Origin of the sequence: Flagellimonas sp. 389 (assembly GCF_018449435.1) — a bacterium.
Taxonomy (GTDB): Bacteria; Bacteroidota; Bacteroidia; order Flavobacteriales; family Flavobacteriaceae; genus Flagellimonas.
In genome coordinates, this window is sequence record NZ_JAHCMU010000008.1 from 156,772 (window position 1) to 172,241 (window position 15,470).

The following is a 15,470-nucleotide window of genomic DNA, read 5'->3' on the forward strand; positions in this document are numbered from 1 at the left end:
AAAAATAGTGATTTTTAGGGATAAAAAACCCTTGCCAATGGCAAGGGTTTTTAAAATCTTATAAAATTAGGAATTAGTTGAAGCTATAACGTATTCCTAACTGCATTTGCCATCTTGATGAAACCAATCCTGCATCATCAATGATGTTTTTTGTGTCTTCTGCACCTGGCTCAAATGTAAACTCGGGCGTTGTACCATCATCAGCAAAACCTTCAAAGTTAAGTAGTTGTACTTGGTTAAAATTGGTAAAAGTTCTTACTCCCCATTCCTTGTTCAACAAATTAGTGAAGTTAAAGATATCTGCCGTCAGTTCAATTTTGTGTACATTTTCTCCAAATTTAATCCCGAACTCTTGGGCAAATTTTAAATCAATGATATGTGTCCAATCGGTACGACTTGCATTTCTCTCAGCAAACTGTCCACGTCTACTTTTCAAATACTCATCGCCTTCTATTGCAGCATCGAGTGCTTGCCATTGTTGATTCGCTGTAAGGACAAGATTGTCGTCATCGTCAAATAGGTCAACGAGTTGTGCTTCAGATTCATTTCCTGGCACGTATACCAAAGCAGAAAAGCTTCCTGTATCTGACAATAGTCCACTACCATTGTAAACGTAGCTCAGAGGTGTTCCTTCAGCTCCTTCATAAAATAGACCTATTCTGGTTTTAATATTATCCGTCCATTTAAAGGTAAGTGTAGAATTAGCAATAATCCTGTGCCCTGGAGAGAAATCAGAAGTTGATAGGTCAGGACGATTAGATCCGTTTACTGTTTCTAAATTTCTCCATTGCGAACTGTTTTGCGAACTGGTACCATCAAAAAGTCCATCTGAATCACCATATGAATAGGAAACTTGAGTGTTTGCATCAATTTTAGGACTATAGAAATTCTTGCTCAACGTTCCCGTTATATTGTAAGAACTACCTGCACTGGTATTTGTACCTAAATAAATAGCGTCATAAGTAGAGTCTACTCGACTAAATCTATAATTAGGTCTAGACCCCGCACCTGTTGTCGTGAATTGTGGGCCTTCTAGGTTTAAATTCTCGTAAAAAACGGTATTAACGTTATCGTTCCAAATGAAGTCCGCGGAGAAAACCATATCCCAGGGTAACCTTTGGTCTATAGCGATATTCGTTTTGAATATCTGAGGAAGTTTAAAGTTCTTTGCAAATAAATCGACTTGGCCACCAACCGAACCTGAACCTTGTGGAGGATCTTGCAATTGCGTGTTAGGATCAGGATTAAATACAGGTACTGGACCGTCACTTGAAGTTCTTTGTATGAATCCGGTCGACACTCCATTGTTTGTATATTGTCCACCTGGCCAAACCAATGGAACTCTAGAAGTAAAGATTCCCAAACCACCTCTTATTTGTGTAGTTTTATCTCCATTTACATCCCAGTTAAAACCAACTCTTGGAGAAAAATGCACATTTGCATCGATTCCTTGGCCTACACGGGCGCCTTGCAAATCCTTACCATTAGCTTCAAGAATAGCTACTGTTCGTGTATTGAAATCTTCATTCTCCAAACCATCTTTCCAATAAGGAACATCAATACGGGCTCCCAATGTAAATCTAAAATTATCCGTGATATCAACTTCATCTTGAATATATAATCCAAATTGAAAAATATCAAACTCCGCAGCACCTTCTGATTCATCTCCAAAACCACCTATTAAGGAATATCCATGACGATATCTATTGGCTAGTTCCCCATTTAAAAAATCATTCAGGCTATTAAATCTGTAGTCCCCAAAGTTTTGACGGAAGAATACATTTCTCACAGAGGTAAATTCGTTGTTCGTACCTATTGTTATTGTATGGCGTCCTGAATAGATTTGAAAGTTATCTGTAATAGTGAAAATGTCCTGATCTAATACGTTTGCGGTTGAAAACGGTTCTGAACCAAAGAAAATTGAAGTACTTGAGGCATCAAAAATCTGAACGGAAGGAAAAGGGTTTCCAAACGGATCTCTGTCGTCACGGACCCTCGTATATCCCAATACGAAGTTATTGGACATGTTATCCCCAATCTGGGAATTCAATTCTAAAGCAGATGAGTTCGTAATAGATTCAAAATTAATTGATCTATTTAAAAAGTTGATTGTACCTTGATTTGAAGCAGCAGCATCGAACTGCACAGCTTTTACATAGCTGTGTCTAAAAGAAAGCTTGTTACTTTCATTGATATTCCAATCAATCTTGGCAATCAGTTTATCACTTGTCAATGATTCGATACTGTTTTCAAAAGTACCTGGGTTATAACCAAAGTTATTAACTAAGAAATCAGATAATCCCAACAGATCACTTTCAGTAGCAGCTCCTCGATACGTGTCAATATCAAAAGGTTGAGGAGTTTCAACTTCCTGTCTTTCGTAGTTCACGAAAAAGAACAATTTATCTTTTATTATTGGACCTCCCAATCGAACACCATATGTATTTGCTGTAAACTCGTCTAGCTTTTCTCTTTCGCCATCATCACCTGTCAAATCAACAGGAGTTTTTCCCGAAAAGTTTTCATTCCTGAAGAGAGCATATGCAGAACCAATGATTTCGTTTGTTCCCGATTTTGTAGTGGCATTAATGCTACCTCCTGCAAACCCCGATTGTCTTACATCAAAAGGGGCAATATTAATTTGGAAAGACTCAATAGCATCTAAAGAAATGGGGCTTACTCCTGTTTGCCCACCATTTGTGCCATTGCCAGCCAAACCGAATGCATCATTATTGATAGCGCCATCTATGTAGATTGCATTAAAACGGTTGTTCTGTCCACTAATAGATATAACATCATCACCCGTAACCTTTGCTTGTGGTGTTAATCGTGCAAAATCGGCAATGTTCCTAGATATTGAAGGAAGTGTATTCACTTGCTCACTAGAAACGTTGGTTTCTGCTCCCGTTTTACCAGAATCAAAAGCACCATTAGACTGAGCAACAATAACAACCTCATCCAATGCAGTAGCAGATTCAGAAAGCTGTGCACTGAATCTTTCGGTCTGACCCAAGCCTAAATTGATATTATCTCTGACATCATCGTTGAATCCTACGTAAGATATGGTAATTTTGTACGGTCCTCCGGTCCTCATACCAGAAATACGATAGAACCCATCAAAATCCGCAGCAGCCCCATAAGTCGTTCCAGATGGAACATGGACTGCAACTACACTTGCTCCTGGTAAAGGCTCACCAGTTGCATCGGTTATTTTACCACCAATTGCAGACGTGGTTACACCCTGTGAAAATGCCATTGTAGCCGTTAGCATGGCGAAAATGACCAAATAAATTTTCTTCATCTTAATAAATGTTTATTAGTGTTTAATTAGCGTAGCAAAAGTCTCGCTTTTAATTCTTACAAATATTAAGATAACGTTAAGAAATACGGTATTAAAAAGTGTAGCGTTTAAAACTAAGAAGCTTTAAATCAGCATATTAAATATTTTGTAGATTTTACGAAATTCTAAATCAATTCTTAAAAAATTGCAAAAGATTTAATGTAGAACTATCATGTTTGCCAATTTCTTGATTTTCAATATCTGAGAGGATACTTTTTGCCAATTGTTTGCCCAATTCCACACCCCACTGATCATAACTAAAAATGTTCCAAATAATACCTTGAACAAAGATTTTATGCTCGTACAATGCAATTAACGATCCAAGGCTTTTTGGCGTAAGCTTGTCGACAAGGATAGTATTGGTCGGTTTATTTCCTTGAAAAACTTTAAAGGGAAGTAACATTTCAAGTTCTTCAGGGTTTAACGTTTGGTACTGTAGCTCTTTACGTACCTCTTCTTTCGCCTTACCGTTCATTAAAGCTTCGGTCTGGGCAAAGAAATTGGCCATTAATTTGTTATGGTGGTCTGCATCGCCATGCAAGGATTCCTTAAAACCAATAAAATCGGTAGGAATCAGTTTTGTGCCTTGGTGAATGAGCTGAAAAAAGGCATGCTGGGAATTGGTTCCCGGTTCTCCCCAAATAATAGTTCCGGTTTCATACGATATTGGATTGCCAGATCTATCCATACTTTTGCCGTTACTTTCCATAATACCTTGTTGTAAATAGGCCGAAAAGCGACTTAAATATTGTGTGTAAGGTATTATTGCTTCAGTTTCTGCTTTAAAAAAGTTATTGTACCAGACACTTATCAATGCCAATACCACAGGAATATTTTCAGAAAATGGTGCAGTTTTAAAATGCTCATCCATTTCGTTGGCTCCGGACAACAGCTCATCAAAATGTTCATATCCAACAGCTAGGGCAATGGATAGCCCTACCGCACTCCAAAGGGAAAAACGACCGCCTACCCAATCCCACATGGGGAAAACGTTCTCGTCCGCTATTCCAAATTCCTTTATTTTTTTAGTATTGGTGGATACTGCCACAAAATGCTTTGCGATATCCGTTTCCGAAGCATGTTCTAAAAACCATTTTTTAATGGTCAGGGCGTTGCTCAAGGTCTCTTGTGTGGTAAAGGTTTTGGATACCACAACAAAGAGTGTGGTCTCTGGATTCAATGCTTTCAGCACCTCTTTCACATGGTCGCCATCCACATTACTGACAAAGTGCATTTTTAAATGGTTGCCATAGTATTCGAGTGCCTCAACCACCATTGCAGGACCTAAATCCGAACCTCCAATACCAATGTTTACAACATCTGTGAAACTCTTGTTTGTATATCCTTTTCGCTCTCCAGAAACTACGGAATCTGAAAAAATCTTAATTTTTTCTTTTACCTCATATACTTCAGGAATAATATTTTCTCCATCAATATAAACCTTATCATCTTTTTTAGCTCGTAATGCAGTGTGCAAAACCGCTCTTCCTTCGGTTTGATTGATTGCGTCTCCCTTGAAATACATAGAAATCGCCTCCTTTAAACCAACTTCTTCGGCAAGTTCAAATAATAACTTGAGCGTTTTCTCGGTAATTCTGTTCTTTGAATAATCAACCAGAAAATCGTTCCATAGCAAGGTCAACTTCTTCCCCCTATCTTGTTCTGAAGCAAATAATTCTTTAAGGTGGATGTCCTTACTTTCTTTATAATGGGCTAAAAGAGCGTTCCAAGCTTTTGTAGTAGTGGGGTCGATATGGGGTAGTGCCATTTTATTTGTTGAGCGTTATCAAATTTTCTTTAGGTTCTGGGTTTGGAGCCATAAACTCGATACAGTCCAATTGTGTTTTAAGAGGGGTTATGGTTGCTATATAATCCGTTCTTAAGGAGTCTGCAATAGGTTCGGCCGCTGGTAATTTTTCTCGTAACGGGTCTACTTGCCTTCCGTTTTTCCAGAATCTATAACATACGTGAGGCCCACCTGTATTCCCTGTCATTCCAACCCATCCTATTACGTCACCCTGTCTAACAAACTCTCCCTTTTTCACTTTCTGTTTTCTCATATGGAGATATTGAGTGCTGTAGGTTCCGTTATGCCGAATCTTTACATATTTACCATTACCACCTCTTCTTCTGGACTCGGTCACAGTTCCATCTGCTGTGGCGATGATGGGAGTACCTATTGGAGCGGCGTAATCCGTTCCTTTGTGCGGTCGCACCTTGTATCCATAATATGCGATTCTTCGTTTTAGGTTATATCTGGATGATAATCTGTACCCAAATTTTATTGGGGCTTTTAAGAATGTACTTCTTAAGTTATTGGCTTCTTCATCAAAATAGTCCGTCATCTGCTTTAGCGAATCTGCCTCGTACGCAAAGGCGTAAATTGGTTTGCCCTTATGTTCAAAAAAAGCTGCCTCGATAGGTTCTGCACCTGCATAAATGGAATCATTGATATAGCGTTCCTTGTAAATCACCTTGAATTTATCGCCTTTTTCCAACCTAAAGAAATCAATACTCCATGCGTATATCTCGGAAAGGTTCAGCGTAATATTGTAATCTATACCCTGATCCAAAATTGCTTCTGACAATGATGTTTCTATAATTCCCGAAGCTTCGCGTTCTACATATTTTACTTTCTTTTTGCTCTTGTATGCACGTACGCTATCCCTTAAATCCACTACGGTATAATTGATACGATCATTTTGATAAATGAATACTTCCGCAACTTCTGATGTGTCCTTCGATTTTAAAATTACATATGGCTTGCCAACCATTATTTTCCGAACATCAAAGGTATCCTTAAAATTTTCGGATATGTTATAAATTTTTGGGTAGTCCACTTTATTTTTTAACATCAGCTCCCCAAAACTATCTCCGTTACGTACGGTATCGTGAACCACGTTGAATTTCTCCAAATTAAATCCAAACTGTTTTACCACTGCCTTTTCAAGTGGTTCTTCTGGCGCCGTATCTTGCACCAATACTTTTTCTTCTTTACATGACACTAATATCAAAAGTGCCAAAAGTGCCCCAAAAAATTTCTGCATTGTTAAAATTACGTATTTGTCGGATTATATATGTGGTCTACCCATTGTTTCCCCCACGTTTCCCTTTCTTCTTCTGAGTGCAAAGTTGGGAAAAAAATTATTTTCTGAAAACTTGGCGGTAAATAGGCTTTCCAATTGGTGCCTCCGGTAGCATCTACATCCTTTCCTTCTTTGGCTAAATATCTGTATGCCGAACCCATGTGCATCAATGGCCAATTTACGTTGGCATTGACATCCAAGTCTTTTAAAGCACTTATTAGTGTTTCATTTTCTCTTGATGTTTTAGGTAATTGAAGGTACTTATGATAGATTGTACTGCTCATGACCTCATTGGATATTCGCAATAATCTAGGCGTATATCGAAACTCAAATTGTTTGAGCGTCAATGTTTTTTCCCCGGTAACGATATCCGTAGCTCCTTTTTTCCAATAGATATGTTCAAAAAGCTCTTCTATACTATTTTTATTGGAAAACGAATCTCGCTCGGTATGATGCACCAAATTTTCCAAGGATGTTGCATAAATCTCTATCATTCGATACTGTGCCGACTGAAAACCACTAGCAGGGAGGAGTGCCATACGATAACGTAAAAACTGCTCCCTTTGCATTCCATTGATCATGATCTTAAAGGAAGATATGAGTGCTTGGAAATAACTGTTGATGCGGTTTGCTTTTTCTATGAAGAAGTCAAGATTTTGGGACTTATCCTCAACTATTTGCTTTTGTTCATGAAGAATGAGTTTAAAATACAGTTCCGTAATCTGATGGTACATGATGAATATCTCTTCATCTGGGAAATGTGTCCGCGGAACTTGGATACTAAGGAGAGTATCTAAATGGATATAGTCCCAATACGTAAGATACTTTTGGTAAAGGAGCCCATCGAGATAAGAGCTTAAGTCTTGACCAGAATTTTTGAACTTCTCCTCAAGCTTATTGATTTGGGACTCAATTCGCTCATCATGCTTCATTAAAACTATCTCATTATTATTTTAAACTGGTTTTTGAGGCCATTGTATCCATCTAAGTCAGCTTTTAGGGATCCCACGGCCAAATCGGCCTTTATCCTAACAGGGATTTTATTTAAATCATTCGAAACCCACAACGTGAGACTTTCTTTTTCTTTAAAAACACGACCTGATTGAACAATGGGTCTAAATTTAAGACATTCTACTTTCCCAAACTTGGTACGAATGATTTCTTTTCCCAAAAATTTCAATTTGAATTTGTAAACTCCATCATCATCAAACAACATATCCATGTCTATAGATTTGCCAACTTCAAATTCATCCAGACTGTATTTGTTTCTTAAATAGTATGAAGCCGATATTAAGTCCTGAATATCATCGTTTACAGAGAAATTAAACTCTTTACCATTTTTGTTATCCTTCAAGATTGCCTTGTCCTCGTTATAGAAAAAGTCTATTTCAATATCTTTTGTATACCCACCTTCGTTGGTTTTTCTGATAAACCGATACGGCTTCCCATCTTTTCTTCCAAAATAACTTTCGAATGTATTGTCAACCTTAAAAAAAATACTTGCAAAACCAGTGGTCTTGCCCCTACCTACAACATGATACACAGGGATATCGTCTATACTATCATTGGTCAAGTTTAAGGTAGCATAGCTCGCATTTAAGAATCCGTAATGAATACGAAATTTAAGCCATTCCCCGGCTTTATAAGCAGGGCGCACATCTTGCGCAGTTGCATATACTGCAAACATTAAGGAAAAAAGGAAAAACGTCTTTTTCATAAACTGTAATGTTTTGGTAAAATTACTAAAATCACTTTTCCAGCAAAGTGAGTTTACATTTACATAAACAAAACTTGTTCCAAAATAGTATAAAAAAAAGCCCAGTTTAAAAACTGGGCTTTTCCTAAATAACCAACCAAACTTTAAATTATGAAAAACCAATACTTAAAGTTATAAGGGAACCACCCCTTATGTTCTATAAATATACATCAAGCTTTTGTAGGAAAATAAGTTTTTAACGGACTTTAACTATCCTTTTCTGTTTTTGGCGAAAATCAAACAAATAATTAGTAATGCATTAAGAAAAAGTCTTAATTTTTTTATGGTTTTCCCTAGTTTCCAATGTACTAAATCCTTTTTTTAAAAGGGGTTGCCAAAAGCAGGTTTAAAAGCACTATGTAAGAAAAGTAACAAAAAGAGTTGCTCTAAAACCAATATCCCACACTTATGAATATGTTACTATTGTCCATCTCTGGAGTCCATGAGTAAAATATTTGGACCGGCCCTAAAAAAGATTCATAACCATACCCTATTCCGTATCCTGAAAAAGTTGGTTCAGAGAACCATTCCCCAGTTCGGAACAAATCATCATCTACATTTGCAAAGTTTGCTGAAAACATAAAATGATTTTTGGGAGCAAAATTATAATCCAACCTTCCATAAGCTTTCACGAAACTGTTCCCTGGCAGACTTAAAAAGTCGTACCCAAAAAAAGGAATGAAATTGTTTACAAAATCATTTCCGTACCCTCCTAGAACAAAATCAAAAGAAGTAACGTTGGAAGTTCCCAGCTTAAAACCTCCTTCGGCTTCTACGTTAAGGCTTACTTTGTCAAAAAGATTAAATGCTGTACCAAGCCTGGCCTTACCTACTGAAAATTCCTTAAAATTTTCATTAAAATCCGATGAAAGCAAATAAAAATGGAAATCACTGTCAAAGAGAAGGCCTTTCGTAGGAAAGTATTTATCATTATAGGTATCCAACGTTATCTTTCCGTAAGCGCTGAAATAATTTGAATTATCAAAGAAAGTACGATCAGAATCTATGGGAACAAAATCGTCCTCATCATTATTGACCAATTGATTTATGGTGCGGGTACTATATCTTAAAAGTTTATGCTCCAAGCCTAATGTAACTGCAAATTCTTCCTGTAAAACCGTCTGCATGTAAATTTGATTGGTAAGGTCTGCCACGTCCAAATTGATTTCGCGAATGTTTGGATCACTTGGTATATTAGGAATATCAAAATTTGACCTGAGCAATTCAAAATTCACATTGGTCTCAAAGTTGGTAAATTCAGATTTTACACCAAAACTCCAATAAAATCCTTTATCCAGATAATATTCCAAATTATATCTAATATTATCGCCCAATATAAAATCGAAGGAGGCAACATCGTCTTTAAGCAGAAAGTTCTTTTTGGTAAAGTTTATCAAGGCTGCACTCTTGTAAAGATCATCATAATGTGCGGACAACTTTAAAAACATTTTGGTTTCGGTCTCCTCCAGTTTCAGTATCAAATCCGTTCCCAAGCCATTAGATTCTAAATGATATCGTATTGTTTTAAAGTTACCTGTGGCCGATAAATTGCTTATTCCCTGTTTAACTTCTTCAAAAGAGATCTTCTCTGCCAAAGCAAACCTGAGCTTTCCCTTTATATAGCCTCTTGTATACCTGTCGTTCCCTCTTATTATCAATCTATTTATGGTCAAACTGTCTGTTGGTTCAATCCTATTCTGCAATACAGGAGCGTTACCTTGGTCCTGTGCTATTTTTTGTAGTTCGGCAAACTTTTTTATAGCAGCATCTTCACCACTTAGAACAATGTCTTCACTACTATCAAAGTCAATCACAGAAAAATTGTCAATGTTTGGTCTGATGTAGAGATCAGTATCATCGACTTTCTTTTTCATGTCGTTGACTGTCCTATAATTATTTATCTGAAGTAAAATCTCTGTAGCAGAGGATAGAGCTTCTCTATCGGACAGACCATGTTGGACATCCACCCCAATAATCAAATCCGCTCCCATTTCCCGTACTTTACCTATAGGATAATTGTTTACGACCCCGCCATCTATCAAAATTTTCCCGTCTATTTCGGAAGGTTCGAACAATGAGGGAAAGGTTCCACTTGCCATTATCGCCTCTGGCAAATATCCTTTCTCCAACAGTACTTCTTCACCTGTTTCCACATTGGTAGCTATACATAGAAAAGGAATTGGCAACTCTTTGAAGTCTTCAACATCCTTAACGTGGAAAAGCAATCTTACCAATTCATTATAAATATTTTGCCCTCCAGAGATTGCCTGCGGAAAAGAAACATGAAAATTTGTAAAAGGAAGACCAAGCGCGTATCGTTCGGAATCATCTTTTTCATAAAAAGTCTTGGCACCCCTGGGAACATCGTCCTGAATCAGTTTAGTAAAATCCGTTACCCGAAAGATTGAATCCAGTTCAGTAGCAGAATAACCGGAAGCATAGAGCGCCCCTACAATAGCGCCCATGCTTGTACCTCCTACATAGTCCACTTTAACCCCCGCTTCTTCAATAATCTTTAATACACCAACATGTGCCAGTCCTTTAGCGCCACCACCACTTAGCACTAAACCAACCTTAAAATCCTCTGGACTTTCTATAGTTTGGGATATGCCTAGAACACTAAAGAAAATAGTTAGTAGTATAGTTATGTTACGTTTTATTCTCATTTGCTAGTGAAAAGACTTATAAATTTTTTTTGCCTTTGCCATGCCTACTGACTGGGCAAGATTTTCAATAGAGGCTTCTTTGATTCGCTTTACCGACTTGAAATTTTTCAACAATTGTTCTGCGGTCTTCTTACCAATACCTTCTATATTCTCCAGCTCGGAGTTTATAGCTCCCTTGCTTCTTCTATTTCTATGGTGCGTAATTCCAAACCTATGCGCTTCGTTTCGTAATTGCTGGATAATCTTTAAGGTTTCGGATTTTTTGTCCAGATACAATGGTATGGGGTCTTCTGGAAAGTAAATCTCCTCCAGGCGTTTGGCTATGCCAATTATAGCAATTTTTCCTCGAAGACCCAATATGTCCAAACTTTTTAACGATGAAGATAACTGTCCTTTTCCACCATCTATAACAATAAGTTGTGGCAAAGGCTCATTCTCATTGAGTAACCTTTTATACCTTCTAAAGACCACTTCTTCCATACTGGCAAAGTCATCTGGTCCTTCTACCGTCTTTATGTTAAAATGTCTGTAATCTTTCTTTGAGGGTTTTCCATTTTTAAAAACCACACAAGCGGCCACTGGATTGCTTCCTTGGATATTCGAATTATCAAAGCACTCTATGTGGGTGGGTTCCTTCGAAAGTCTTAAATCAGCCTTCATCTGGGCCATTATTCTATTCGTGTGCCTATCTGGATCTGTAATTTTTATCTGCTTGAACCTATCCTGTCTAAAAAATCTCGCATTCCGTTCAGAAAGTTCCAATATCCTTCGTTTATCACCAAGTTTAGGGAGTGTTATCTTAATATTCTCTTCAACTGCTACCGGAAAGGGCAAATAAATCTCTTTGGATCGTGAGTTAAACCTTTGCCGAATTTCAATAATGGCCAATTCTAACAACTCCTCATCCGTTTCCTCCAATTTCTTTTTTATTTCCATGGTATGGGACCTTATAATAGAACCATGGGAAAGTTGTAGAAAGTTCACATATCCATGGGTTTCGTCGGAGATAATCGTAAATACATCAACATTGTTGATCTTTGGGTTGACCACCGTTGATTTTGCCTGGTAGTTTTCCAGAATCTCTATCTTATCCTTTACAAGTTGAGCTTTCTCAAACTCCATATTGCTGGCAAGCTCTTTCATTTGGGATTTAAAATAGTTGAGGGAACTTTTGAAATTACCTTTTATGATTTCCCGAATGTCATCAATCTGCCGATGGTAATCCGTTTCTGATTGCAATCCCTCACATGGTCCCAAGCAATTGCCCAAATGAAACTCTAGGCATACCTTATATTTACCCGAAGTTATCTTCTCGCTGGAAAGGTCATAATTGCAAGTCCTAAGTGGATATACGCCCCTTACCAGATCAAGGAGTGTTCTTACTGTCTTCATACTGGTATAGGGGCCATAATATTCAGAACCGTCCTTAACATGCTTTCTGGTCGGAAAAACCCTTGGGAAACGCTCGTTCTTAATACATATCCATGGATAGGATTTATCATCCTTTAATAAAACATTGTACCGTGGCAATAGTTTTTTGATAAGATTGTTTTCCAAAAGCAGCGCATCGGATTCGGTAGGAACCACAATATGCTTGACCGATGCTATCTTTTTTACCAACACTCTGGTCTTACCATATTCCTGTTTTTTGTTGAAATAGGAGGATACCCTTTTTTTTAGATTCTTTGCTTTGCCCACATATAGAATCTTATCATCAGAATCATAAAACTGGTACACTCCCGGATTATTTGGAAGGACACTTATTTGAACGTGAATGGATGAAGGGTTGGACATAAAACCTTGGTAATTGACCTAAAAACAAAATTAGGGTTTTATACTAGTGTTTTGTAGATTAAATTGACGGATATACTATTAGTTTTTACCATTCAAGAGTTTTGGTTTATGAATGGCGTGTTTGAGCGCCTGGAATATTCACTTTTATAAAAAGAAATCATTTTTTCTACCAGTATTGAATTGCCCTTTACAAGATATACATGGTTAAGGCAATTTTTTTTGTAATCTTTTTCTTTTTATTTATGGCCCTATCTTTCCTCAATAACGTTTGCAATGTCTTTTTTTTCAACAACTTACATTCTTAATACTCTTTTAAAAAAATGTCTTTAGTGTTAAACAACTATTAAAAAAGATGCATTTCATCGATAAAATGTGCATTTGGTGGTCAAGTTTTCAATTCTTTTACTTACATTTAACGGTATAAATACAATTCTTATGGAGAACTATGTAATCGTTTTGGGAATGTATTTGATTTTGATGCTTTTCTTCAAAATCTTCTTTTCTGTGTCTACCAGAAAATAAAATAAAGGGTTCCCCAAAACACCCACAAAAAAATTCAGCATTTAATGTTGAAGCGTGAGCTAAGAAAAAAATATAAAGATTTGAGACGAGAGCTTTCGCTCGAAGAAGTTTCAAATTTGAGTATAACACTTGCGAATGGAATACTTCAAATCCCTATTTGGGATTTTTTTTATTTCCATATTTTTTTGAGCATCAATAAACAGAAGGAAATTGATACCCAACCTATACTGGCTATCCTTCAGGGGAAAGACAAAAACGTACTTATACCCAAGGTGAACGGGGAAAACACCTTAGAAAACTATTTACTTTTGGACAATACAGTTCTTAAAAAAAATAAATGGGGGATTCCTGAACCCGTGGATGGTATAACAATTCCCAACAACAAAATAGATGTCGTTTTTTTACCATTATTGGCTTTTGATTTAAGAGGAAATCGTGTTGGCTACGGTAAAGGATACTACGACACTTTTTTGAATAATTGTAGAAAAGAAACCGTTAAAATTGGGGTATCGCTTTTTGAGGCTGAAACCAGTATCAATGATACAAATGAACATGATGTAACATTGGACTATTGCATAACACCAGATAGAATTTACAAATTCTAATCCGTTAGCTCAATTTTTGTGCTTTTTGGAAAAGCCTTTTTATTAAATACAATCAAGATTCCAACACCCGTGCTGATTGCAGTATCGGCAATATTAAAAACAGGCTCAAAAAAACGGAATTTATTTCCCCCAACAGATGGAACCCATTCTGGCCAAGTTGTATCTATCATTGGGAAATAGAGCATGTCGACAACCTTACCGTAAAAAAGCTTCCCGTAAGGTTCACTTGAAAACAGTGTAGCCACTTGGTTGCTACTACCGTCAAAAATAATCCCATAAAAAACGGAATCAATGATATTCCCCAGAGCTCCTGCAAATATCAAGGAGACTGCTAAAATTAAGGTTTTTGGCGATTGCTTCTTTATGATATCCCAAAGCCAGTACCCAATGCCAAATATGGCAAAAAGTCTAAAAATAGTCAATACCAACTTACCTGTTGATTCTGATATCGGTAAAATGTCACTGAGCTTAGTTCCCCAAGCAGCACCTTCGTTTTCAATAAAAAGAATTCTAAACCAGTCAAAAACCAATGTAGATTCACCCAGAACAAAATTAGTCTTGACATAGATTTTGCTTATCTGGTCAACTACAAGAACAATAATGATGAGCGATAGGGACTTCTTTAAATTCATGCTTTTAAAAACAGATTGTAAAAATATGGATATTATTTCGTTTTCTTTAGATAGATATTGCCTTCGACCGTATTCAGTACAAATACATTATCCCCTTTAGGAATAGTCTCGCGACGCACTTCGCCATACGTACTTTTTGCCACAATATCCCCATTCGAAGTAGAAAGAAAAATGTTTCCTTTTTGAGTATTGACTTCAACAGTTTCCCCAACGTTTTCTAGCGAACATGTACCATCAGCCAATTTTACCTTGAGTTTTTTATAGTCCCCTTCGGCTAAAACATTACAATTGGTTCCATAAACGGAAACCTCTTTGTATTCTGGCAAACTTATATTCAGTTCTATAGAAATGACCTTATGTGCACTTAGTTTATCATTGGGATTAGTGAAGTTGGGCTGGAATCCTGTACTTATTAATACAGTGGCCCCCTTTTGCTCAATAGTGACCAATAAATCTTTGGAATACTCTCCTTCCATGCTCCCAGCAATAGTAACCTCTTCTTTTTTAGAGGTACCAATACTAACCTTATAACAATTTTGGGAATCAATTTGAATAAATTGCGTTTCAGGAGTGATAAAGGCTTTTTTTACCAACTTCTGACCCTTCATGGTACAAAAAGAAAAAACACTAAGAAAGAAGAGCAGCGTTCTCATAAACAAAAAACGCCTTTCGGCGTTTTTTTATTATTTCTGCATGTTTTTAGCTTCAATGCTGAGCGTAGCATGTGGAACCAATTTTAACCGTTCCTTGTTAATCAGTTTTCCGGTTACGCGGCAAATACCATAGGTTTTGTTCTCTATTCGCAATAGAGCGTTCTTTAAATCCCTAATAAATTTTTCCTGACGGATTGCCAGTTGGGTATTCGCCTCTTTGCTCATGGTCTCGGAACCTTCTTCAAAAGCCTTAAAAGTAGGAGAGGTATCATCTGTACCGTTGTTACCATCGTTCATGTAAGAACTCTTGAGCAAATCCAAATGGTTTTTCGCCTTGTCTATTTTCTCTTCGATTAGCACTTTAAATTCTTCCAAGTCGCTATCTGAGTATCTTATTTTTAAATCTTCTGCCATGT

At 37.0% G+C, this 15,470-nt stretch carries 11 protein-coding genes; 1 reads left to right on the forward strand and 10 read right to left on the reverse strand.

Annotation, left to right across the window (positions count from 1 at the left end; all coding sequences use genetic code 11):
* Positions 1 to 73: 73 nt before the first annotated feature.
* From KIM67_RS08925 to uvrC, 7 genes are all read right to left on the reverse strand, one after another.
* Positions 74 to 3,301 (reverse strand): TonB-dependent receptor, encoded by a 3,228-nt coding sequence (locus KIM67_RS08925; RefSeq protein ID WP_213830990.1) that lies wholly within the window; start codon positions 3,299 to 3,301, stop codon positions 74 to 76.
* Between the two features lie 169 nt (positions 3,302 to 3,470).
* A complete protein-coding gene (pgi, locus tag KIM67_RS08930) occupies positions 3,471 to 5,108 on the reverse strand; it encodes a glucose-6-phosphate isomerase (protein ID WP_213830991.1) in 1,638 nt (545 codons plus the stop codon).
* Position 5,109: 1 nt separating this feature from the next.
* Positions 5,110 to 6,387 carry a peptidoglycan DD-metalloendopeptidase family protein gene (locus KIM67_RS08935; RefSeq protein WP_213830992.1) on the reverse strand — a complete coding sequence of 426 codons (1,278 nt, stop codon included), beginning with the start codon at positions 6,385 to 6,387 and terminating at the stop codon, positions 5,110 to 5,112.
* A gap of 8 nt (positions 6,388 to 6,395) precedes the next feature.
* Complete coding sequence (locus tag KIM67_RS08940; protein WP_213830993.1) at positions 6,396 to 7,358, reverse strand: tryptophan 2,3-dioxygenase family protein; 963 nt, start codon at positions 7,356 to 7,358, stop codon at positions 6,396 to 6,398.
* 5 nt (positions 7,359 to 7,363) lie between these two features.
* Complete coding sequence (locus tag KIM67_RS08945) at positions 7,364 to 8,143, reverse strand: DUF3108 domain-containing protein (protein ID WP_213830994.1); 780 nt, start codon at positions 8,141 to 8,143, stop codon at positions 7,364 to 7,366.
* A gap of 425 nt (positions 8,144 to 8,568) precedes the next feature.
* The gene (locus KIM67_RS08950) at positions 8,569 to 10,848 is read right to left on the reverse strand and encodes a patatin-like phospholipase family protein (protein WP_213830995.1); all 2,280 of its coding nucleotides are present in this window, start codon (positions 10,846 to 10,848) and stop codon (positions 8,569 to 8,571) included.
* Between the two features lie 3 nt (positions 10,849 to 10,851).
* Positions 10,852 to 12,642: an excinuclease ABC subunit UvrC gene (uvrC, locus tag KIM67_RS08955; protein WP_213830996.1), complete on the reverse strand. Its 1,791-nt coding sequence runs from the start codon at positions 12,640 to 12,642 to the stop codon at positions 10,852 to 10,854.
* 566 nt (positions 12,643 to 13,208) lie between these two features.
* On the opposite strand from uvrC, the gene KIM67_RS08960 reads away from it, so the two are divergent.
* Positions 13,209 to 13,769 (forward strand): 5-formyltetrahydrofolate cyclo-ligase, encoded by a 561-nt coding sequence (locus KIM67_RS08960; protein WP_213830997.1) that lies wholly within the window; start codon positions 13,209 to 13,211, stop codon positions 13,767 to 13,769.
* Here the strand turns inward: KIM67_RS08960 and KIM67_RS08965 are convergent.
* From KIM67_RS08965 to KIM67_RS08975, 3 genes are all read right to left on the reverse strand, one after another.
* Positions 13,766 to 14,401: a lipoprotein signal peptidase gene (locus tag KIM67_RS08965; RefSeq protein ID WP_213830998.1), complete on the reverse strand. Its 636-nt coding sequence runs from the start codon at positions 14,399 to 14,401 to the stop codon at positions 13,766 to 13,768. The genes KIM67_RS08960 and KIM67_RS08965 overlap by 4 nt on opposite strands.
* Positions 14,402 to 14,433: 32 nt before the next feature.
* Positions 14,434 to 15,009, reverse strand: coding sequence for a hypothetical protein (locus tag KIM67_RS08970; RefSeq protein ID WP_250149209.1), 576 nt, complete (start codon positions 15,007 to 15,009; stop codon positions 14,434 to 14,436).
* Positions 15,010 to 15,084: 75 nt separating this feature from the next.
* A complete protein-coding gene (locus tag KIM67_RS08975) occupies positions 15,085 to 15,468 on the reverse strand; it encodes a TraR/DksA C4-type zinc finger protein (protein ID WP_163417429.1) in 384 nt (127 codons plus the stop codon).
* Positions 15,469 to 15,470 lie beyond the last annotated feature (2 nt).